Source organism: Microvirga vignae (genome assembly GCF_001017175.1).
Lineage (GTDB): Bacteria > Pseudomonadota > Alphaproteobacteria > Rhizobiales > Beijerinckiaceae > Microvirga > Microvirga vignae.
Map to the genome: position 1 here is coordinate 1 of NZ_LCYG01000144.1, position 20,663 is coordinate 20,663.

The following is a 20,663-nucleotide window of genomic DNA, read 5'->3' on the forward strand; positions in this document are numbered from 1 at the left end:
GCCCGGAAAGTCGCTGATCTCAGGCATCATCGTCACAGTCACGGCCGACAAGACCACAACGGAGCGACATGAGGGGACTTGGGGTAATGTCGTTTCCAAGACGGTCGACATTCACGAGCAGAAGGACATCATCGCTGACGGCCTCATGGGGCAAAACGAAGTCACGCTCCCCGCTGACGATGCTCAGGACTTCGGAACGGCTCTCTTTGCATCTCCGTCCCCCGATCCCGTCATCACCGATCAATATCAGTTTGCCGGGCTGCAGGATGACATCTCGTCGGGTGTAATCCAAACCGATCCATCAACGCACTATTACGTACTCTGAGGAGCGGCGGAGCTGAAGACGAGAAGCCGCCTGTCTCATGCAGCCGAGCGGGCATCAGCCGCTTCCTCGACATCTGCTTCTGCGGTTGCTTCTGCGGTGCGCTCCAGCTGAACGGCGTAGGCCGCCTCAAGACCGCGGAAGCGGCGCGCATCGTCAGGCTCCGACAGGCCGGCAACCATCGGCACCCGCTCAGAGAAGCGCGTCAGCGCCGTGCGGAGGCAACGAACATTTCTGGGAACGGGATGTACGCCAATTGCGGCATCCCTCTCGATGGCTTTTGCAGCCGCATAGAGATCATCGACAGCGGCCTCCACACCAGGATCACGCATCAAGAGGCTCATGATGTTGATGAGCAGGACGCGCAGGTCATGCAGATCAGTGTCCCTGCCCTGTCCCGCAATCGATTCCGCCACCAGCTCGACTGCCGCGATCCTCTCGCGGATCGTCTCTTCGAAGCTCTTATCCGTCATGAGCGCTCCCCCGTGAGTTCGCCGGGAATCTTTCCATCGGCCTGTGGGAGAAGAATGCGTGCGCATGGTTAACGAATGCTTATGAGGTCCTTGAAAACCTTTGTTTCCCTGGCTTTCCGAGCCATCATATTTTTGCATGGCAGCTCCTCCGTTGCGGGAATCGGGGGCGCTCATATCTCGTGACAGCCTGTGCTTCACAGAATTTCACAGAGCCAATCGAGGTTTATATGAGCGCCGATCCGAATGCATTGTTCCAGCCCTATCAACTCGGCGGCCTGACCCTGCCGAACCGGCTGGTGATGGCTCCCCTCACCCGAAACCGCGCCCAGGAGGGCGATGTGGCGCGCGACATCGCCGCGACCTATTACACCCAGCGCGCCAGCGCCGGCCTGCTGATCTCCGAAGGCTCGCAGATCTCCCAGCAGGGCCAGGGATATCTGCGCACGCCGGGCATCTACACGCCCGAGCAGGTCGCCGGCTGGCGCAAGGTGACGGATGCCGTTCACACGGCCGGCGGACGCATCTTCATCCAGCTCTGGCATGTGGGCCGCGTATCGCACGCTTCTCTGCAGCCGAATGCCGGTGCTCCGGTTGGTCCCTCGGCCATTCGCGCCAACACGAAGACCTATCTTAAGGAAGGCTTCGCCGACGTATCCGAGCCCCGTGCCCTCGAACTCTCCGAGATCCCCGGCATCCTGCGGGATTACGAACAGGCGGCCCGCAATGCGAAGGAAGCCGGTTTCGACGGTGTCGAGATTCACGCGGCGAACGGCTATCTGCTCGACCAGTTCATGAAGGATGGCGCGAACAAGCGCACCGATGCCTATGGCGGGTCCATCGAGAACCGAACCCGCCTCGCTCTGGAAGCCACAGAGGCCGTGCTGAAGGTGTGGGATAAGGGACGCGTAGGCATTCGCCTCTCGCCTGCCCCCGTGAACGATGCCGCCGATTCCAACCCGCAGGCGCTGTTTAGCCACGTGGTCGAGAAGCTCGACGGACTCGGCATCGGGTACATTCACATGATCGAGGGCGCGACCCAGGGCGACCGTCACGCGGTGAACGTGGATTATCTGGGCCTTCGACGCTCTTTCCGCGGCACTTACATCGCCAATAACGGCTATGATCGTGAGATGGCCGCCGAGGCGATCGCGAGCGGCCGCGCTGATCTCGTGGCGCTTGGTCGTCTCTTCATCGCCAATCCGGATCTCGTCGAGCGCTTCCGCCTGAACACACCGCTCAACCAGCCTGACCGCGCTACCTTCTATGGCGGCGACGCCAAGGGTTACACGGATTATCCGAACCTGAGCGAGGCTGCCTGAACCTTAACATCCCTGACAAACGCCGCGCCTGGCCTTCTGCTCCAGCTCTTCACCTTCCTTGAGCAGCTCGTCCTCCCGTGCGGACGGGCCGACGGCAGAAGGCTGGCCCGGCTGTCGATTGACACCACCGATGCCTCCGGTCGTGGCGGGAGCCGCACGGTTGCCTGCAGTTCCTCCCGTGCTGCCTTCGGTGCCAGGAGGAGGTGTCGGCCTCCCGTTCGCACCGGTTTGGGCGGCATCTTGGTTTGCGTTCGGGGTCGGCGTCTGGGCATCCTGCCGTGGAAGCGGAAGGGTCGGCGAATTGGGGACAGTCGCAGAACCGGTTGAGCCGGTTACTCCTGTCGATGGTGCGGCACCTCCGGAAGAACCGCCCATCCCCCCGCCGCCCGAGCTGCCTCCACTGGAAGACGAGCCTTGGGCCCAGGCGGTACCTGCCATGAGGCAGCTGATGATCAGAACAGCTGAAAACTTGCGGTGCATGTGCTCCTCCCGGAAAAGAGGTATCCACGTCAACTCGGCGCCAGCTGGTAGGTTTCCGTTCAGCGGCGCCAAACCATGAGACTGACTGGTCCATCTGGATCGAGGATCCGCTTGTCACCCGGCTTGAGGCCCGCAGAAGCGAGGATCGCTTCTGCGCTCTTGCCGGCCTCGCATTCGGAGAACACGGACACTCCATCGGGCACGACCACGCCCTCTGCCCGGGTGAGATGGAAGGCGTCATAGCCGATGGCGAGGAAGAGATCGAAGACCTGCCGCCCGCCAGGCACCGCGACCCGGCCACCATGAGGCAGAACTCTGCGGATGGCCTCCCCCCATGAGAGCTTTTGAGGATTCCACCACCAGCCGTCGGCCCGCCGCTCGATCCCCGGCGACGAGGAGGACAGGACCACGCGCACGCGGCCTCTCGGATTAGGATTAGCTTCATGGCCCAAACGTCCGAGCACCGTCACGTCGGACCGGTTGAGTTCGGCCTGAAAGTAGGCCCAATCCGCATCGTTGCGCAGCACATCCGGCGTGCGTCCCGTCGCATCGGCAATGCGGTCATTGTCGGAGACGATGGCATAGCCATGGATTTCAACACGGGACATGAAGCGGCCTTTCATCGGGGGCATGCGCGAGAGCCGTGTTCATGAGGATCCACAGAACGAGCGCATTCAGCATGTGCCAGAGCGCATGCGTACCAAGTGGTAGCGCAGAGCAGGCCGCGCTGTCGATGGAGCGGAACGTCAGCGACAGTGCGAAGGCCAACCCGGCCCGCACAAGCGCCCTGCCCGTCTGCCCGGCATTTGCTCGATAACACCCAGTGCCAACTGCGAACATCGCCATCAGGGCGGGCAGATAGCTCACCGAACCATTGAGAGTGACACCCGGAAAGAGCCCCCACCACAGGCGCCCGAAGCTGACATTGAAGGCTGCGAAAACGAGAGTGATTGCAATCGCCACTCCGGTCCCAAGGCGCAGATAACGGCGCATAGCGAGCAGGGAATAGCTGTAGATGAACGCCGCGATCGGCAGCACATCCGCGAGCAATGACCATCGGTTGGCGAAGGTGTGGAACAGGAAGCTCCCGATTCCGACGATGGCGGTGACGGCGATGAGCCAAAGAGAAGGCCAGTCCCGTGGCTGCTGCCCTCGCCAGACCCAAAGCGCATGTGCTGCGGCAAGCAGGAAGAATCCGTTCGTGATCGCATTGACCGGCTCCGCCCAGAAGCTGGCGTCGATCCGCTCGCAATAGCTGTCGATGGGCTGAAACCAGGATGGGTCCATGGGCTGCAACCGTGGGGATGGTGGTGGGTTCCAGCTTGCAAGCTTTCGACGAACATCCGATGAAAGTGCGAACAGGCCAACGAGACCCACACCATGCGCATAGCCACCTGGAACGTGAATTCGATCAAGCAGCGATTGGATCACCTCGCCACTTTCGTGAAAAGTGCGGATCCCGATGTGCTTTGCCTGCAGGAACTGAAGTGCATGGACGAGGCGTTCCCGAGGGCCGAGGTCGAAGCGCTGGGCTACAATGTCGTCACCCATGGCCAGAAGACCTACAACGGCGTCGCCATCCTTTCCAAGAAGCCATTGGAGGATATCCGGCGCGGGCTGCCGGGCGATGATGGCGATGAGCAGGCGCGTTATCTTGAAGGCGTCATATCGACGTCGGCAGGCGTGGTGCGGGTCGCCTCCATCTACCTGCCCAACGGCAATCCCATTGGCACGCCCAAATTCGACTACAAGCTCGCCTGGATGGATCGGCTCATCGCGCATGCGCGTCGTTTGCACGGGCTGGAAGAGCCGCTTGTGCTCTGCGGCGACTACAATGTCATACCTGAGCCTAAGGATGCGGCCAATCCCGAGGCTTGGGCTAACGATGCGCTTTTCCGGCCGGAAAGCCGCGCAAAATTCCGGGAGCTTGAGAATCTCGGCTTCAGCGACGCCGTGCGTGCCTGCAGCGACCAGCCGGGGCTCTACTCGTTCTGGGATTATCAGGCGGGGGCCTTCCAGCGGAACAACGGCATCCGCATCGACCATCTGCTGCTGTCGCCTCAGGCGCAGGACAAGCTGAAAAGCGCATCGATCCGCAAGGAAGTGCGCGGATGGGACAAGCCCTCGGATCACGTGCCGGTCATGGTGGATCTCAATATCGACTAGGCGGGATCAGCGCATCGTGCGGAACCGGAGGTCCGCGTCAGCGACCCGAAGGGCCACGTCAGGGAAAAGGGGATCCGGTTTTCCGCCCCGAACGATGCGCTCCCTGAGGAAGAGAGCATCGGATCGATCCCAAAAGTGGGTCCACTTTTGGGTCCGAGGCTTTATCGACGGGACTGGATGTATTGCTCGAGCAGGGCAAGCGCCAGCTTACGGTCGCTCTCGTCCGCGGCTGCGAAGGCTTCCGCATAGAGGCTCTCGATCCACTGATCCTTACCGTTCTCGGCCGCGGCCTCGCGCGCAAGCGTCAGCCACATGAGACCCTTAGCCCGCTGGCGCGGCACACCCTGCCCGTTGATCAGCATGTGGCCGAGGAGCGCCTGTGAGGGGTGATGCCCCTTCTCGGCGGCCAGATTGAACCAGCGCGCGGCCTGACGTGCATTCCGCGCGACGCCCGTTCCCTCCATGTAGAGGCGGGCCAGATTGTACTGCGCATTGGAATCGCTGAAATAGGACGCCGCGTAGCTGAACATCTCCACGGCGCGGCCCGGATTGGCGGTCACGTAGCTGCCCTTGATGCCATCCAGGAAATAAGTGCCGAGCGCCACGAAAGCGCTGGAAACGACCATCGCATTGGGAGAATCCGGGCTCTCGTCCGCATGCTGGTCCGCAAGCCTTGAGAAATACTCAAACGCTTTCAGATCGTCGTGCTCGACGCCATCCCCGTCAGCATACATGCGCCCAAGTTTCCAGAGCGCCAGCGTATGCCCCTGCCCTGCTGCGTATTCGAGTGCAGCAGCAGCTCCGAGTTTGTCGCCGGCGTTGTAGTCGCGCATGCCGGTGCGCAAAGCCTCGCGAACCGATCCGTACTTGGCAGAAGGTGCAAGGACGGGTGCGAGAGCAGGAGTCAACGGCTGGGGACGCGGTGCCGCATCGAGAGCAAAGGCCGAGGAAGACCCGAGCAGAACGAGCGCGCAAGAAGCCACCGTCATCCGACGGTTCGTCAGCTTCAGCTTGTTGATCAGGCGCGCGTTCATGGACTTTAACTCTTTTCCATCCGGTTCTCACGGGAGGCCCTAACGGAATGGAACTCTCGTGATCTGCCATGTGCTGCGCCACCTATGCAATATTCCGCGCGACAGGCCGTCCGATAGCGTTAATCCGGATCACCCCTGAAGCGCTTCGTCATAAAGCGTTGGTTTAGAAGCACTTTAGCTGTCTTTAACAGGTGAGCGCCGTTTATGGCGGGATCGCGGCGGCGTTTGGGCCAAGAGCGGTATGATGATGAAGGTTTTGAGGTGTTGCGGGCCGGCAACATTCCTGACCAGCCCAAGGGTGGTCATGGTTGATATCGATCAAACGGCTCGATCCTGGAGCTGCCACAATTAAAGAATCAGTTTCCGTCATGTGCGCTAGAGCACACGGGCATCCACACTCAAGCGTCCTGCCAGCCTATCTGCCCATTCACATTTCAAAGTTATGTTATGTCGTTTTGAGGATATCGGTTTAACGGGGATCTACATGCAGGAGACGTCAGGTAGGCATCTCGACGACTGACGGAGAGGTCAGGACGGCTACCGACAATCCGCACCTTGGCCTTTAGTTTCTCGGCGCTGATGAGGAAGATTTCATCATCCCACAGATCGTCCCAGTCGATGCCTCGGCTTCAATGTGCTCGGCAGCGACAAAGCCAACAAGATCACCGCCAACAGCGGCAAGAACATGCTTGTCGGCAATGAAGGCAACGATACGATCGATGGCGATCTCGGCGAGGACGTGTTCTGGACGTGTTCTGGGTCGGCTTGCGAGGCGCAGCTCTTCGCCACCTTCAAAGAGGGCACGTTCATCAGCCACAAGGACCTCTTCATCATCCAAGGGCTTTTGCAGATGCTCATGGCCGCATCTCCTCCGGCCATGTTTCTTTCAAGGCTCGATTTCCGCTGATGAGAACCAGACGTCTTCGTAGACTGCCACAGCACTTTTATCCGGAGCACGTTCACTCCCAATCCAAACCGAGCGGACCGCAGCCAGATCGATCTGGGTTGGGAGGCGACTGATCGGCGGCTTCTCAACCACACCGCTGCATGAGATGAAGCCTACCGTCATGAGCGGCTTGGCGCTGAAGCCTCCCGTCTGGCGGTTGACCAGAATGGCAGGCCCCCAGCCCTTACCCGGCTGCCATGGAAAGATCAGCCGCCCGCCTGGATTGAGCGCCTTCAGCCATTCGACATCCGGAGCAACGACACCGGCGTTCACGTAGATCACATCCGCAGGCGGAAGCGGTCGTCCGAAGGCAGAGCCGGCGTGCACACTCACATTGCGATAGTCTGCTAAATTCAGTGTGGCCTTGGCGGCAAGATCCGCCTCGTATTCATAAGCCTCCACCTGTCCGCCCGGCTCCACGAGACGAGACAGAATCGCGGAATAATAGCCTGTGCCCACCCCTACATGAATCACCATCTCGCCCGGCTGTGGGCTTACCGCATCGAGCCAATCCGCATGGAGCGCGGGCTCGCCATTGTTGATGCCACGCACCCGGTCGATGGCAACCAGGACGTTGTCATAGATATCGGCGAGATCGCTCGTCTGTGTCGCAATGCCCGAACTGATTGTGGTCCAGGGTGGTGCAGGGAGAAAGTTCTCGCGGGGGACTGTGGCAAAAGCCTGCTCGATGCGCCTGTCACGAAGATCGGTCAGGCGCGCGATCTGCTCAGCATAGTCGGAGCGATATGTCTCAAGCGGACTCTTGGACATACCTTGAAATTCGCACCAGCCCCACCGGGTTCCAAGCTTCCTCCGAATCCGTCCGCTTACATCCTGAACACGCCGAACTTCGTTTCAGGAATCGGCGCGTTTAGTGCGGCGGAGAAGGCGAGCGCCAGGACGCGGCGGGTTTCCGACGGCAGAATGATGCCGTCGTCCCACAGGCGCGCGGTAGCGTGATATGGCGATCCCTCCTCCTCGTATTTGCTGCGGATGGGCGCCTTGAAGGCCTCCTCCTCTTCCGCGCTCCAGGACTTGCCCTCAGCCTCGATGTTATCGCGCCGCACGGTGGCGAGAACGCTTGCCGCCTGCTCGCCGCCCATCACCGAGATACGGGAGTTCGGCCAAGTGAAGAGGAAGCGCGGAGAATAGGCGCGGCCGCACATGCCGTAATTGCCCGCACCGAACGAGCCGCCGACGAGCAGCGTGATCTTCGGCACCTGAGCGCAGGCCACGGCTGTGACGAGCTTCGCGCCATCCTTGGCAATGCCGCCCGCTTCGTACTGACGGCCCACCATGAAGCCTGAGATGTTCTGCAGGAAGAGCAGCGGAATGCGGCGCTGGCAGCACAACTCGATGAAATGCGCGCCCTTCAGCGCGCTTTCGGAGAACAGGATGCCATTGTTGGCGATGATGCCGACCGGCATGCCCCAGATCCGGGCGAAGCCTGTCACGAGCGTGGTACCATAAAGCCGCTTGAACTCGTCGAACTCGGAGCCATCGACCAAGCGCGCGATGACCTCGCGAATGTCGTACTGCTTCTTGAGATCCGTCGGCACGATCGCATCGAGATCGTCGACGGCGAATTTCGGCTCCACCGGCTCGGCGAGGTCGATGTCGATTGTCTTGCGCGAGTTGAGCGTGCCGACGATGCGGCGCACGATGGCGAGAGCATGCACGTCGTCAGTCGCGTAATGATCCGCCACGCCCGACTGGCGCGCGTGCACATCCGCGCCGCCGAGATCTTCCGCCGACACCACCTCGCCGGTCGCCGCTTTCACGAGGGGCGGTCCGCCGAGGAAGATCGTGCCTTGGCGGCGCACGATGATGGTCTCGTCCGACATGGCAGGGACATAGGCGCCGCCCGCCGTGCACGAGCCCATGACACAGGCGATCTGCGGAATGCCCATCGAGGACAGAGTCGCCTGGTTGTAGAAGATGCGGCCGAAGTGATCGCGGTCGGGGAAGACTTCCGTCTGGTGCGGCAGATTCGCGCCGCCGGAATCGACCAGATAGATGCAGGGCAGACGGTTCTCGCGCGCGATCTCCTGCGCGCGCAGATGCTTCTTCACCGTCATCGGATAATAAGTGCCGCCTTTGATCGTCGAGTCGTTGCAGACGATCATGACCTCGCGGCCTTCCACCCGGCCGATGCCGGTGATGATCCCGGCGCCGTGGATCGCATCCTCGTACATGCCGTAAGCCGCAAGAGAACCGAGTTCCAGGAAAGGCGCGCCGGGATCGAGTAGCCGCATCACACGCTCGCGCGGCAGAAGCTTGCCGCGGGCGAGATGGCGCTCCCGCGCCTTTGCAGGCCCGCCCTCGGCGGCGGCCTGCCGCTTGGCCTCAAGATCACGGGCGAGATCCGCCCAAGCGGCGCGGTTCGCCCGCGCGGTGTCCGATGAAAGATCGGCAGAGGTAGTAATGACGGGCACGGCCTTTGGCTCCCTGGTTTTTCTTGATTAGCTCCTTCACGGCTGAACCGTGGGGCTCTCCGTCAGTAGCTGGGACCAGGGAGCCCGCGCAACTCCGCTTGTGGGGCTTGCGCGTTAGCCTTTCGCCCGAATGACGGTTTCCCGCTGGACGACGCCGGGGCCGCAGCGATAGGCGATGCCGCGCACGAGCGACCAATCTTCGGAGTTCTTCTCGAGGTAAAGATGTGTGCCGCCCAGGGCGACCACCGCCTCCTTCATGCTGTCCGTCGCAGAGCCGAATCCCGGGGTGGTCGACACGACGGGGCTCACCTCGCCGAGCCGCTGGCAGACGCGAACGTCGGCAGGCGAATCGACGACATGGATCAGATCCGCCGGATCGGGACGATAGGCACAGGCCGAAACGCTTACGAGAAGAAGAGAGGCAAGGAGAATGCGTTGCATGAAAGGTCCGCCAATGGTCAGCCGTTTACTCTAGCTTAGAGCACGAAGCGGCCTCGAGGAGAAGCCTGACCATAGCACGTGTGAAAAACTGCCCCTCAGTTGCCGGAGAGCAACGGCGCCTCCACCCTCTCGGTCGGGCCAAAGATATCCTCGAAGGCCTTGCGCATCACCGCATCGACTTCGGGCATGGTCACGAGAATCCCTAAGTCCACGAGACTGGTCACCCCGTGCTGCGTGACACCGCAGGGGACGATGCCGGTAAAATGGGCAAGGTCCGGTTCCACGTTCAGGCTGATTCCATGATAGGTCGCCCAGCGCCGGACACGGATGCCGATGGCGGCGATCTTGTCCTCGGCGGTTTCGCCTTTGTCGGGCCGGCGCACCCACACGCCTACCCGATCCTCACGCCGCTCGCCCTGGATGTTGAATTCGGCAAGGGTCTGGATCAGCCACGATTCGAGGGTTGCCACATAACGGCGCAGGTCGGGCTTACGACGCTTCAGGTCGAGCATCACGTAGGCTACCCGCTGACCGGGACCGTGATAGGTATACTGTCCTCCCCGCCCTGTCTGATGAACCGGAAACCGGTTCGGTTCGACGAGGTCGGAAGGCTGTGCCGAGGTTCCGGCGGTATAAAGCGGGGGATGCTCCACGAGCCAGACGAGTTCACGCGCCTGGCCCTCGGCAATCGCCTGGGCCCGTGCTTCCATGAAGGCAACCGCCTGCTCATAAGGCGTCAGCCCCTCGGCGATAGCCCATTCCACGGAATCGCCGCTCTCGCTCAAAAAAAGATCGGCCAAGCTGTCACGCAGGTTCGACACCATGTCACCTTCTGCTTGATGGAGGGGAACGTTCTGATCCTTAAGGTCGGCGAGGGTCAACACGTGATCCTTCAGGCTTGGCCTTCATATAGGGATTGATCACTGTGTCATGCACATCTTCCCTGTCGAAATGTCGAGTTTCGCGACAGACTGCAAAGATGGGCTTGCAGTGCCCGGATCGATCTGTTAGAGCGACCACCTCTTCAGGAAAAACACTCCTGAAAACGAGTTCCGCGGCCATGGCGGAATTGGTAGACGCGCTAGCTTGAGGTGCTAGTGGGGAGACCCGTGGAGGTTCGAGTCCTCTTGGCCGCACCAACTCATTACGTGCCACAGGCATGACAAAGAGGCCCCTTTTGCGGGGCCTTTTTTGTTGCTCATATTGAATGACGCCCCAGGTTCTTGAATCGCTTTCTCAGGAGCCTGAATCAACCCTGCAGAAACGGCGACTAAACGATTCCCTGAACGAGGCTTTTCAGGCGCATTGCACTGACTTGCGCACGCTCCTAAAAGGCCTCAACAACCTTCTTGAGGACAGGCCATGATGGAAGTCGAAAACAACGCGACGCTTCCACCGCCCGAAGGGCCGGTCTCTCAGCCCCTGGCCTTCAGGGACGAGGAAGGTGAGCTCAATCTGGAATTCCTCGCCGCCGCTGCCGATGCCATCGAAGCATCGGATACCGAGCGGCTGCGGGAGCTGGTGGAAGACTTTCACGAATCCGAGCTCGGCGACCTGCTCGAAGCGCTTGAGCCCGACCACCGCCCTCGCCTCATCGAATTGTTGGGATCGGCCTTCGACTTCACCGCGCTGACAGAGGTGGACGAGGCCGTTCGCGAGGAGATCCTCGAAGAACTCGAAACCGCAACTGTGGCCGAGGGTGTCCGCGAGCTCGATTCCGATGACGCGGTCACGATTCTGGAAAGCCTTCCCGCGGAGGAGAAGGCCGAGGTTCTCGAACAGCTCCCGGCCATGGAGCGCGTCGCGCTCCAGCGCTCCCTCGAATACCCCGAGGACAGCGCCGGTCGGCGCATGCAGACCGAGTTCATCGCCGTGCCTCCGTTCTGGACCGTGGGGCAGACCATCGACTTTATGCGCGAGACGCCGGATCTGCCGGAAACCTTTTACGAGATCTTCGTCATCGACCCGGCAGGCCACCTTTTGGGAGCCGTCGCCCTCGACAGGCTCCTGCGGTCGAAGCGTCCCATCACGATCCAGGAGATCATGGACGACGAGCCGGACCGGGTGGAGGCCACCGAGCACCAGGAGGAGGTGGCGCGCCTTTTCGAGCGCTTCAACCTCGTTTCGGCTGCCGTTGTGGACGAGGCGAACCGCCTCGTGGGCGTGATCCTGGTCGACGACATCGTCGACGTTCTCGAAGAAGAAGCAGACGCCGACATCAAGCAGCTCGGCGGCGTGAAGCCGGACGAAGAACTGTCGGATACGGTCTTCTACATCCAGCGTAGCCGCTTCCCCTGGCTCTTCGCCAATATGTGCACCGCCTTCCTCGCGGCGGGCGTCATCCGCATTTTCGAGAGTTCGCTTCAGCACATGGTGGCCTTGGCGATCCTCATGCCCATTGTCGCTTCCATGGGCGGCAATGCCGGCACGCAGACCATGACCGTGGCCGTGCGCGCGCTCGCCACCCGAGAACTCGGCCGTTCGAACGCTTGGCGCATCATCACCCGTGAAGCGGCTGTCGGCCTGCTCAACGGCATCGTCTTCGCGGTTATTATGGGTGGATTGGCGGCGCTCTGGTTCCAGTCCCCCGAAATCGGGCTGGTGATCGGTCTTGCACTCATCACCGTGCTGATCTTCGCAGCCCTTGGCGGCATCTTTGTGCCTCTCGGCCTGAACCGCCTCGGCGTGGATCCCGCCGTGTCCTCGGGGCCATTCGTGACCACGATCACCGATATCGTCGGCTTCTTCTCCTTCCTGGGAATAGCCACGCTTTGGTTTAAGCTGTAATCTGATTGCAAGATCGGGATCGTAAGGGGGTTGTTAACCCAGTTCGGGCATCCCTGATGCGATCAAGTTCTGCGTTCATTACAGTCAAGCCCGATGAAGACACGCCGCCGTTCCCCCAGCCGTTCCAGAAATTCCGGCCTGACGACGTTCCTTCGGGTTGCCCGATTTGGCGCCCTGGCCGCCGTCGCCCTGACGCTCGCGTCCTGTGCGGTTGCGCCGACCTCTTCAAGCCGCTACCCGATGAAGAGCGATGCCCGCCCGCATCAGGGCGTAGCCAAGGCTCATCGCCTCCCGATCCACGGCGTCGACATCTCCAAGTGGCAGGGCCAGGTGGATTGGGCCTCGCTGCGCAAGGCCGGTACGCAATTCGCGTTCATCAAGGCCACGGAGGGCGGCGACCATGTGGACAGCCGCTTCATGGAAAACTGGATGGGCGCGAAACGCGCCGGCGTTCCGCGCGGCGCCTATCACTTCGTGTTCTGGTGCCGCCCGGCCCATGAGCAGGCTGCTTGGTTCAAGAAGAATGTGCCCTATGACCCGGAGGCCCTGCCCCCGGTCCTCGACGTGGAATGGAACGGCCAGTCCGTGAACTGCCCGAAGAAGGTTCCGCGCGAGCAGGCGCTCGCCATGATCAACGTGATGCTGCGTGAGATGGAAGCCCACACCGGCAAGCGCCCGATCATCTACACCGACATCACCTTCCATAAGGAAATCCTGGAAGGCGAGTTCAACGACTATCCCTACTGGATCCGCAGCACCGCGGCCGAGCCCCACGAGCGCTATAGCAACCGCCGCTGGACCTTCTGGCAGTTCACCACGACCGGCCGCGTTCCCGGCATCGACGGCGACGTGGACCGCAACACTTTCTACGGCACCGAGAACCAGTGGCGCATGTTCGTCCAGAGCGCCTGCGACCCGCGCGATTACCGTATGCTTGCCCCTGCCGGAAAGTGCCAGGGCCTCGATCCGATCCAGACCGCCAGCATCGACGAGTAGGCCCACGATCACGCCCCTTCAAAAACTCCCCTGTCCCAGGCAGGGGAGTTTTTCGTTTGCGGCTCATTCGACCAATTTCCCCCGGCTCCCGGCTTGAAAAGGTCAGTATTGCTGTCCAGGATATCGGCAGAACAACAAGCAATCCGGCGCAACGACGCGAATGGACATGTGGAGGAATCAGGAATGCTGCCAAACGCCGCCAAAGCCTTCAATTTCGACCTCGGCGAAACCGCCGATGCGATCCGCGAGACCGTGCGAGACTTCTCCCAGGAGAAGATCGCCCCGCGCGCCGAGGAGATCGACCGCACGAACCAGTTCCCGCGCGATCTCTGGCCCCAGATGGGCGAGCTCGGCCTTCACGGCATCACGGTGGAAGAGGAATACGGCGGCACCGGCCTCGGCTATCTCGAGCATGTGATCGCCATGGAGGAAATCTCCCGCGCCTCCGCTTCAGTTGGCCTGTCCTACGGCGCGCATTCGAACCTGTGCGTCAATCAGATCCGCCGCAACGGCAATGAGGAGCAGAAGCGCCGCTATTTGCCCAAGCTGATTTCCGGCGAGCATTTGGGTGCGCTGGCGATGTCCGAGCCCGGCTCCGGCTCCGACGTGGTCTCCATGCGTACCCGCGCCGAAAAGCGCGGCGATCGCTATGTGCTCAACGGCAACAAGATGTGGATCACCAACGGCCCCACCGCCGAGACGCTCGTGGTCTACGCGAAGACCGATCCGGAAGCTGGTCCGCGCGGCATCACCGCCTTCCTCATCGAGAAAGGCTTCAAGGGCTTCTCCACGCACCAGAAGCTCGACAAGCTCGGCATGCGTGGTTCCGACACCTGCGAGTTGGTGTTCGAGGATTGCGAAGTACCGGAGGAGAACGTGCTGGGTCAGGTTGGCAAAGGCGTGAACGTGCTCATGTCCGGCCTCGACTACGAGCGCGCGGTTCTGGCGGCGGGCTCCACGGGTATCATGCAGGCCTGCATGGATGTGGTGCTGCCTTACATCCATGAGCGCAAGCAGTTCGGACAGCCTATCGGCGAGTTCCAGCTCGTGCAGGGCAAGATCGCCGACATGTATGTGACGATGAATGCCTCAAAGGCCTATGTCTATGCCGTGGCCAAGGCCTGCGACCGGGGCGAGACCACGCGCGAGGATGCGGCCGGCGCTATTCTCTATGCCGCCGAGAATGCCACGAAGATGGCGCTCGATGCCATCCAGCTTCTGGGCGGCAACGGCTACATCAACGATTACCCGACGGGCCGCCTGCTGCGTGACGCGAAGCTCTATGAGATCGGCGCAGGCACCAGCGAAATCCGCCGCATGCTGATCGGCCGCGAGCTGTTCACGAAGACAGCTTAAGGACGGTCAGATCGTCCAGACATCCCGCGTGAAGGCGATCAGGGATAATCCCTGATCGCTCTTGCGAAAGATCAGGCGCAGGCTCTTCCAATTCATCGGAGCATGCGCACCTTGAGGGCGAATGTGCAGTTCGACGACGATGCCGTCAGGCGCGGCGGCGTGATTGTTGTTGATCTCGTTCCCGCGCTGGCGCGGTTCGTTGTAAAGCACCTCGTCCGCCTTGCGGTAATCCGCATTCCACACGAACTCGTCGAAATAGCGGCGGCAGGTCGTCTCGACAGGATCGCCGCTGCCGTCCTTGTATCCCCACAGCCGCATCTGCGGATCAGTCGCACAACGCTCGACATCTGCGCGTGACAGCCGCACATCATTGTCGTCCAGGAACACATAAGGACTCACTATCAGTCCCTCACTCCCGACGAAGGAAGCGAGCTTCTGAAAATCACGATTGGCCAGCGCCCCCAGCACCTCGGCAACCACACCTTGAGCAGCCTGGCGCGCGGCTTCAGCCTCAGATGGCGCCGCCGCTGCAGGTTGTGCAAAGAGAGCGAGGCACAGAAACAAAAAGGCGAGGATGCGTTTCATCAGGGTTCCCAACCATCCGAGTGTCCTGATATTACCATCAACCAGACGAAACAGTGATGCAGAGGATTGAACGGCCTTCCGGTGGCAATCCGCGCGCCCGACCGCTATGAGTAGCTTCTCCCAACGTCAGGAAACTCTCATGACCCTCGACAAAACCATCGCCGACGCGCTGCGCGCTGCCTCTACTGCCACGATTACCACCGTTCTGCTCAAGAAAGGCATTCGCCGCTGCTGGATGAAAGGGCCGATGCCGGCCTTCAATGCCACGGAAAAGATGGTGGGTCGCGCCTTCACGTTACGCTTCGTGCCTGCCCGTGAAGACTTGGCGACACCTGAGTCCTGGGCCTCTCCCATTTCCACCCGCGCGGCCATCGAGGCTATGCCCGAAGGCTGCATCGCGATCGTCGACTCCATGGGCGTGACCGATGCCGGGATCTTTGGCGATATTCTCACCGCGCGCATGAAGAAGCGCGGCGTCGCGGCTCTCATCACGGACGGCGTGGTGCGTGATGCGGTCGGCGTCGAGGGCACGAATCTGCCGGTCTGGTGTTCAGGTGTCGCTGCTCCTCCATCGGTCGCAGGCCTCACTTTCGTCGGCTGGCAGGAGCCCATCGGCTGCGGCGGCGTGGCGATTTTCCCGGATGACGTGATCGTCGCCGACCGTGACGGCGTAGTCATCATTCCGGCCGCTCTGGTCGAGGATGTCGCGAAGGCTGCGGTGGAGCAGGAGCGCTATGAGCTGTGGGTGATGCGCGAGGTGGAGAAGGGCGTGCCCCTCCCCGGCCTTTACCCGCCGAATGCCGAGACGAAGGCCCGCTACGAGGCCGAGTCGAAGGCTTAGATCATCCGAAGCAGAAGGGTGGCTGGTGTTTTACTACGTCTCCAAAGTCGCCTGGTTCTTCGCCACGCCATCCAACCTGCTTCTGAGCCTCATCCTCTTGGGCTTCGTGCTCGCCCTCTTCGGCCATCTGAGGGCATTCGGCATCGGCCTCGCCTTCGCGATGACCGTTGTGACGATCGGATTGGGGCTTCTGCCCGTTGCCACCTATCTCATGGTGCCGTTGGAAGAGCGCTTTTCACCGTTTCAGGACGACGGAAAGCCGGTGGACGGGATTGTTCTGCTCGGCGGCGCCGTAGAGGCATCGGGCTCGATCTCTCGGGGCCAACTGATTGCTAATGAATCAGCCGAACGAGTGCTCGAGACGATTCAACTGGCGCATCGCTATCCGAAGGCTCGAATTCTTATCTCTGGCGGCGGCGGTACCGTGTTCGGCGATGGGGCCCGAGAGGCTCCGATCATAGCTGATTACTTCAGGAGCATCGGCATCGATCCTGCCCGCATCATCGTGGAAGATCGCTCCCGCACCACATCGGAGAACGCATCTTATTCACGACACTTGGTGCAGCCGCGCGAGGGTGAACGCTGGCTTCTCGTGACATCGGCCTGGCACATGCCGCGCGCGATCGGTGTCTTCGAGAAGGTGGGCTTTGCCGTCACGGCCTATCCGGTGGATTTCCGCACGGGCGGCGCATCGAACAACCATCGCCCCTTCGCCTTCGTCTCCGATGGGCTGCGGCGGCTCGATGTGGGCACGAAGGAATGGGCCGGTCTGATCGGCTATTACCTGACGGGCCGCATGAACGAGCTGTTTCCTGCTCCTCAGCCTTCGTCGGTTGCCGTGGGGAGCGCAAGCCGATAGGTGCCGCGAAAATCATCGGGATCGACCGGCCTACCCTTTCGCAGGATCGCGATCCGTCCCTCCTTCATCAGGCGAACGGCAACCTTTCGCACCGGCTGCATGAGAGGCCCCCACCCATCCGGCTGATTGCCGCCGATGGCTTGAGCGACATCCGCCGGCCCAATAGTCTTGCCAGGGCCGCGCTCGCTGAGCAGCGCGAGCATGACAGCTTCAATCTCTTCGGTATTGGCGTTCTTAGGCATGGTCGCGTCCCAGCGCAGCATCGCGCGCGTCGGACAGGAATTGCCGGCGCCACATGACGAACAGGATGCCGGCCGTCGCCGCAATGAAGAGATAGGCGCTGATGAACCAGCCGAGATAGGCAAGCGAGAAGAAGAAGGCTCGCTGCCCTCGATTGAAATGCTTGCCTGCCACTACGTTCATCGCAGCAGCTTGGCGGGCGACGGCCATCGCTTCCTCGCGACTGCCCTCCTTCAGCACAGGAACGGAGCCGACGATGATCGCCATGTAATTGAAGAGGCGGTACGACCAAGCGAACTTGAAGAAGGCATAGACGAAGATGATCGCAAGGCCGATCACCTTGACCTCCCAGGCTAGACGCGTGGGAGGCAGTCCGAAGGGCAGCTCGGTAAAGATCGGCAGAACCTCTTCCGTCGAGCGCAGAAGGGCCAGCACACCGCCGATGGCAATGAGTGAGGTGGAGGCGAAGAAGGCTGTGCCATTCATCAGGGAGGCCATGATCGTGGTATCGACGATCCGGTTTTCGCGCACCACCAGCTGCTCCATCCAGCGGAAACGGTACTGGTTCATCACCTTGTTGAGGCTTCTCTGCCCCGGAGCGGTGAACTCGACGGCCGCATGATAGCCAAACCAGGCCAGAACGAAGAAAGCCAGCGCCGCGTAATCGAGAAAGGTAAAACCCAGCAACCTTCGCCTCCGTTGACTCTGCCGCTATCATGCCCAGTTTGGAGAAAGCCTCAACGGGGAGCGACGAGCCATGCCTCAGACCATTACACGCGGCTACAAGACATTACTCGAGGAGGCCAGCGCAAAGATTCAAACCTTGCCCACACAAGAGGCAATGGCGCTGCACGGGCGCGAGGATGTGGTGTTCGTGGACCTGCGCGATCCGCGCGAGCTGGAGCGGGAGGGTCGCATCCCCGGGGCCGTACATTGCCCGCGCGGCATGCTGGAATTCTGGATCGATCCGGAAAGCCCTTATCACAAACCGGTTTTTGCCCAGGACAAAACCTTCGTGTTCTTTTGCGCCGCCGGCTGGCGGTCGGCCCTCTCGGCCGCCACCGCCCAGGATATGGGGCTGAAGCCCGTTGCTCATATCGAAGGCGGCTTCACCGCGTGGAAGAAGGCAGGTGGGCCCGTCGAGCAGCTGGAGCCCAAAACCTAAACGGTTCTGCGTACCTCAAATCCACTTGCATCATTGAGTTCGTGATCCGCCCCCTCCACGGGCTCGACAAGTTGTACGAAGGAGCTCCCAGGCCCCTGATGGCAGGCCTTGAGCATGACCTCGACCATTTCGCCCGGACCTGAGAACACCGCCTCGACACTGCCGTCGTACCGGTTCCGGACCCAGCCTTTCAGTCCGTGCAATTCCGCCTGATGGTGGATCCAGGCACGAAAGCCCACGCCCTGGACACGTCCGTGGATCAGCACATGGGCAATTCGGTTCGTGGTCATCGTCCCTCAATAATGTGCATGGCGGGCATCGGTATGACGGCCTGCATAATCCTCATCGAGCGTCTGGATGATACGCTCCCCATTCTGCGGGTCTACCTTGCGCAGAATCTCGTCGATCTTCGCCTCAATGCGGTCATCCCCCTCCTTCGACTGGGGAGAGCCCACATAAAGGAGGATTGCCAGGCCGCCGACCTGCCAGAGAAGCTGCAGGAACTCGGATTGCCAGTTCTCCAGGGTGTCCCGCATCATCTGGACAAGATAGTCGGACGTCACGACAGGCTGAGCATGAGCCTGCTGCTCATTGAGGTAGGCGAACCAGCCGAAGAGCCAGTGACCGATCAGTGAGATCAGGAAGAAGCCCAAGGTCACCCAGGCATAGCCATAAGCCTTCCAGATCGAGTGTGTTTTCGTGTTCATTACAGACCTCTTACGCAACGTGCGGACTCAACGCGCGCCTATGGCAAAGGTTCTGATGAAAGGGGAAAACGCTGCTCGATCCTACTTGCGGATCGTGCTGGAAGGTGCAGCGAAGAGCGGGCGGACATTGGGCTGCTGCGGAGCCGGGGCCATGGAACTTTGCGTCTTCGGCAGCCAGACGCCGAGGCTTCGGATGTACACCTCGGGCAGGCCGGCATGGGTGGCGGCTTCGATGACACCTTCCATATAGCCAGGCTTTGGCGTGCCGGGCTTCGCGCTGCGCCCGATAAAGACGACCGCGCGGCGAGGCCCCTGCTTCGTCACGACCGGCTGAACCATCTTGGTATAGAGCCCGGTCGAGAGGCTCTCGTAGCGGTCGAGCGCCGGCCCATCCCCCAGCGCCAGATCCCACATCATGCCCCAGACCACGCGCTGGGGATCGCGCACCACGGACGCATAACCCTCATCGAAGATGATGAAGCGATGGCGCATGAGCCGCGCAATACCCACCGGCTTTGAGGCCGGGCAGCGCTGGAGCATAGCGGCTTGGTCCATGTTGGACCCATAGGCGAAATAGAGGGGCATGAGACCTGCTTAAAAGCGGCCGGTTACTCTCAAGCGAACTCGAGAATGACCGCATCGACTGCGAGACTATCACCCTCTTTGGCATGAATTTTGGCAATTGTGCCATCGCGCTCGGCGCGCAGCACGTTCTCCATCTTCATGGCCTCGACGATGCAGAGCGGTTCGCCGGCCTTCACCTCCTGACCCTGAGCCACGCTGATCGCTTTCACGAGACCCGGCATGGGGCAGAGCAGCTGCTTGCCGGTATCTGCTTCCAGACGCTCGGGCATGAGGGCCGCAAGCTCGGCTTCGCGCTTGGTATAGACGCGCGCCTCGGCCGAGGCACCCGCATGCGAGAGAGCAATACCGTTGAGGATGGGCCGCACCTGCACCGCAAAGGTCTCGCTGCCTACCGTGCCGGTCCAGACCGGCTGGCCAGGCACCCAATCGGATTTGACAGGCCAGGACTGGCCATCGATCACGACGGCAAAACCGCCTTCGACGTCCTCGATCACGACCTCATGCCGCTCCGAGCCGAGGAGCACCACGCGCTCCCGGTCGAACTTGAAGGCGGAGGCGGCGCGCATCTGGCCCGAGATGTGACGCTTGCGCTCGTTCATGAGGTGGTCGATGGCAGCCCCCACAGCCGCCATGCGCAGAGCCACCTCGCCCTGCGGAGCGGGAGTCTTGAATCCTTGCGGGAACTCCTCCGCGATGAAGCCCGTGGAGAGCTTGCCGCTCTTCCAGCGCGGATGCTGCATGAGGGCGGAGAGGAACGGGATGTTGTGGCGAATGCCGTCGATGGCAAAGGCATCGAGCGCCGTGGCCTGAGCCTCGATCGCCTGCTCACGGGTCGGCGCATGGGTCACGAGCTTGGCGATCATCGGATCGTAATAGATCGAGATCTCGCCGCCCTCATAGACACCGGTATCGTTACGCACGGTCAG

General features: G+C 61.4%; 25 protein-coding genes and 1 tRNA gene. 11 read left to right on the forward strand and 15 right to left on the reverse strand.

Annotated elements, in window-relative coordinates; translation table 11 throughout:
• Positions 1–325, forward strand: a 325-nt coding sequence (locus AA309_RS35600; protein WP_047192856.1) for a hypothetical protein, incomplete at its 5' end; no start/stop codon positions are given.
• A gap of 35 nt (positions 326–360) precedes the next feature.
• Here AA309_RS35600 and AA309_RS30885 read toward each other — a convergent pair.
• Positions 361–795 (reverse strand): hypothetical protein, encoded by a 435-nt coding sequence (locus AA309_RS30885; RefSeq protein ID WP_047192857.1) that lies wholly within the window; start codon positions 793–795, stop codon positions 361–363.
• Positions 796–1,022: 227 nt separating this feature from the next.
• Here AA309_RS30885 and AA309_RS30890 point away from each other — a divergent pair, with 227 nt between their 5' ends.
• Complete coding sequence (locus tag AA309_RS30890; protein WP_047192858.1) at positions 1,023–2,114, forward strand: alkene reductase; 1,092 nt, start codon at positions 1,023–1,025, stop codon at positions 2,112–2,114.
• A gap of 539 nt (positions 2,115–2,653) precedes the next feature.
• Here AA309_RS30890 and AA309_RS30900 read toward each other — a convergent pair.
• Positions 2,654–3,202 (reverse strand): dihydrofolate reductase family protein, encoded by a 549-nt coding sequence (locus AA309_RS30900; protein WP_047192860.1) that lies wholly within the window; start codon positions 3,200–3,202, stop codon positions 2,654–2,656.
• The gene (locus AA309_RS30905; RefSeq protein ID WP_047192861.1) at positions 3,189–3,881 is read right to left on the reverse strand and encodes a ceramidase domain-containing protein; all 693 of its coding nucleotides are present in this window, start codon (positions 3,879–3,881) and stop codon (positions 3,189–3,191) included. The genes AA309_RS30900 and AA309_RS30905 overlap by 14 nt, the downstream gene beginning before the upstream one ends.
• 93 nt (positions 3,882–3,974) lie before the next feature.
• Here AA309_RS30905 and xth point away from each other — a divergent pair, with 93 nt between their 5' ends.
• Entirely contained in the window at positions 3,975–4,760 is a 786-nt protein-coding gene (xth, locus tag AA309_RS30910) for an exodeoxyribonuclease III (protein ID WP_047192862.1), read from the forward strand.
• 161 nt (positions 4,761–4,921) lie between these two features.
• On the opposite strand, the gene AA309_RS30915 is transcribed toward xth, so the two are convergent.
• Positions 4,922–5,749 carry a tetratricopeptide repeat protein gene (locus AA309_RS30915; RefSeq protein WP_047192876.1) on the reverse strand — a complete coding sequence of 276 codons (828 nt, stop codon included), beginning with the start codon at positions 5,747–5,749 and terminating at the stop codon, positions 4,922–4,924.
• Between the two features lie 679 nt (positions 5,750–6,428).
• On the opposite strand from AA309_RS30915, the gene AA309_RS30920 reads away from it, so the two are divergent.
• Complete coding sequence (locus AA309_RS30920) at positions 6,429–6,701, forward strand: hypothetical protein (RefSeq protein ID WP_047192863.1); 273 nt, start codon at positions 6,429–6,431, stop codon at positions 6,699–6,701.
• Here the strand turns inward: AA309_RS30920 and AA309_RS30925 are convergent.
• The 4 genes from AA309_RS30925 to lipB all read right to left on the reverse strand — a co-directional run bounded on the left by AA309_RS30925 (position 6,681) and on the right by lipB (position 10,440).
• Positions 6,681–7,511, reverse strand: a complete 831-nt coding sequence (locus AA309_RS30925) for a protein-L-isoaspartate O-methyltransferase family protein (protein WP_047192864.1) — start codon at positions 7,509–7,511, stop codon at positions 6,681–6,683. The genes AA309_RS30920 and AA309_RS30925 overlap by 21 nt on opposite strands.
• Before the next feature lie 56 nt (positions 7,512–7,567).
• The gene (locus AA309_RS30930; RefSeq protein ID WP_047192865.1) at positions 7,568–9,175 is read right to left on the reverse strand and encodes a carboxyl transferase domain-containing protein; all 1,608 of its coding nucleotides are present in this window, start codon (positions 9,173–9,175) and stop codon (positions 7,568–7,570) included.
• 114 nt (positions 9,176–9,289) lie between these two features.
• Positions 9,290–9,616, reverse strand: a complete 327-nt coding sequence (locus tag AA309_RS30935) for a hypothetical protein (RefSeq protein ID WP_047192866.1) — start codon at positions 9,614–9,616, stop codon at positions 9,290–9,292.
• A 95-nt stretch (positions 9,617–9,711) separates the two neighbouring features.
• Complete coding sequence (gene lipB, locus AA309_RS30940; protein ID WP_047192877.1) at positions 9,712–10,440, reverse strand: lipoyl(octanoyl) transferase LipB; 729 nt, start codon at positions 10,438–10,440, stop codon at positions 9,712–9,714.
• Positions 10,441–10,670: 230 nt separating this feature from the next.
• Here lipB and AA309_RS30945 point away from each other — a divergent pair.
• From AA309_RS30945 to AA309_RS30960, 4 genes are all read left to right on the forward strand, one after another.
• Positions 10,671–10,755 (forward strand) — tRNA-Leu (locus AA309_RS30945).
• A 223-nt stretch (positions 10,756–10,978) separates the two neighbouring features.
• Positions 10,979–12,403: a magnesium transporter gene (gene mgtE / locus AA309_RS30950; protein WP_150117863.1), complete on the forward strand. Its 1,425-nt coding sequence runs from the start codon at positions 10,979–10,981 to the stop codon at positions 12,401–12,403.
• A 93-nt stretch (positions 12,404–12,496) separates the two neighbouring features.
• Complete coding sequence (locus AA309_RS30955; protein ID WP_084731858.1) at positions 12,497–13,399, forward strand: glycoside hydrolase family 25 protein; 903 nt, start codon at positions 12,497–12,499, stop codon at positions 13,397–13,399.
• 183 nt (positions 13,400–13,582) lie between these two features.
• On the forward strand, positions 13,583–14,755 hold the full coding sequence (locus AA309_RS30960) for an isovaleryl-CoA dehydrogenase (RefSeq protein WP_047192867.1): 1,173 nt from the start codon (positions 13,583–13,585) through the stop codon (positions 14,753–14,755).
• Between the two features lie 6 nt (positions 14,756–14,761).
• Here AA309_RS30960 and AA309_RS30965 read toward each other — a convergent pair whose 3' ends face one another.
• Positions 14,762–15,340: a hypothetical protein gene (locus AA309_RS30965; protein ID WP_047192868.1), complete on the reverse strand. Its 579-nt coding sequence runs from the start codon at positions 15,338–15,340 to the stop codon at positions 14,762–14,764.
• 139 nt (positions 15,341–15,479) lie between these two features.
• On the opposite strand from AA309_RS30965, the gene AA309_RS30970 reads away from it, so the two are divergent.
• Complete coding sequence (locus AA309_RS30970) at positions 15,480–16,181, forward strand: ribonuclease activity regulator RraA (RefSeq protein ID WP_047192869.1); 702 nt, start codon at positions 15,480–15,482, stop codon at positions 16,179–16,181.
• Positions 16,182–16,206: 25 nt separating this feature from the next.
• Entirely contained in the window at positions 16,207–17,040 is an 834-nt protein-coding gene (locus AA309_RS30975) for a YdcF family protein (protein ID WP_047192870.1), read from the forward strand.
• Here the strand turns inward: AA309_RS30975 and AA309_RS30980 are convergent.
• Together AA309_RS30980 and AA309_RS30985 are read right to left on the reverse strand one after the other, a co-directional pair.
• On the reverse strand, positions 17,001–17,282 hold the full coding sequence (locus AA309_RS30980) for a DUF3253 domain-containing protein (RefSeq protein ID WP_047192880.1): 282 nt from the start codon (positions 17,280–17,282) through the stop codon (positions 17,001–17,003). The two genes, AA309_RS30975 and AA309_RS30980, sit on opposite strands and share 40 nt — an antisense overlap.
• Entirely contained in the window at positions 17,275–17,967 is a 693-nt protein-coding gene (locus tag AA309_RS30985; protein WP_047192871.1) for a DUF599 domain-containing protein, read from the reverse strand. Before AA309_RS30985 ends, AA309_RS30980 begins: the two co-directional genes overlap by 8 nt.
• 70 nt (positions 17,968–18,037) lie before the next feature.
• Between AA309_RS30985 and AA309_RS30990 the strand changes: the two genes are divergently transcribed.
• On the forward strand, positions 18,038–18,445 hold the full coding sequence (locus AA309_RS30990; RefSeq protein WP_047192872.1) for a rhodanese-like domain-containing protein: 408 nt from the start codon (positions 18,038–18,040) through the stop codon (positions 18,443–18,445).
• Here AA309_RS30990 and AA309_RS30995 read toward each other — a convergent pair.
• The 4 genes from AA309_RS30995 to AA309_RS31010 form a co-directional block, all read right to left on the reverse strand.
• Complete coding sequence (locus AA309_RS30995; protein WP_047192873.1) at positions 18,442–18,735, reverse strand: acylphosphatase; 294 nt, start codon at positions 18,733–18,735, stop codon at positions 18,442–18,444. The genes AA309_RS30990 and AA309_RS30995 overlap by 4 nt on opposite strands.
• A 6-nt stretch (positions 18,736–18,741) precedes the next feature.
• On the reverse strand, positions 18,742–19,152 hold the full coding sequence (locus tag AA309_RS31000) for a DUF6766 family protein (RefSeq protein ID WP_047192874.1): 411 nt from the start codon (positions 19,150–19,152) through the stop codon (positions 18,742–18,744).
• Between the two features lie 81 nt (positions 19,153–19,233).
• A complete protein-coding gene (locus AA309_RS31005; protein WP_047192875.1) occupies positions 19,234–19,737 on the reverse strand; it encodes a gamma-glutamylcyclotransferase family protein in 504 nt (167 codons plus the stop codon).
• Positions 19,738–19,766: 29 nt separating this feature from the next.
• On the reverse strand, positions 19,767–20,663 hold an 897-nt coding region (locus AA309_RS31010; protein WP_047192881.1), incomplete at its 5' end, for a biotin/lipoyl-containing protein.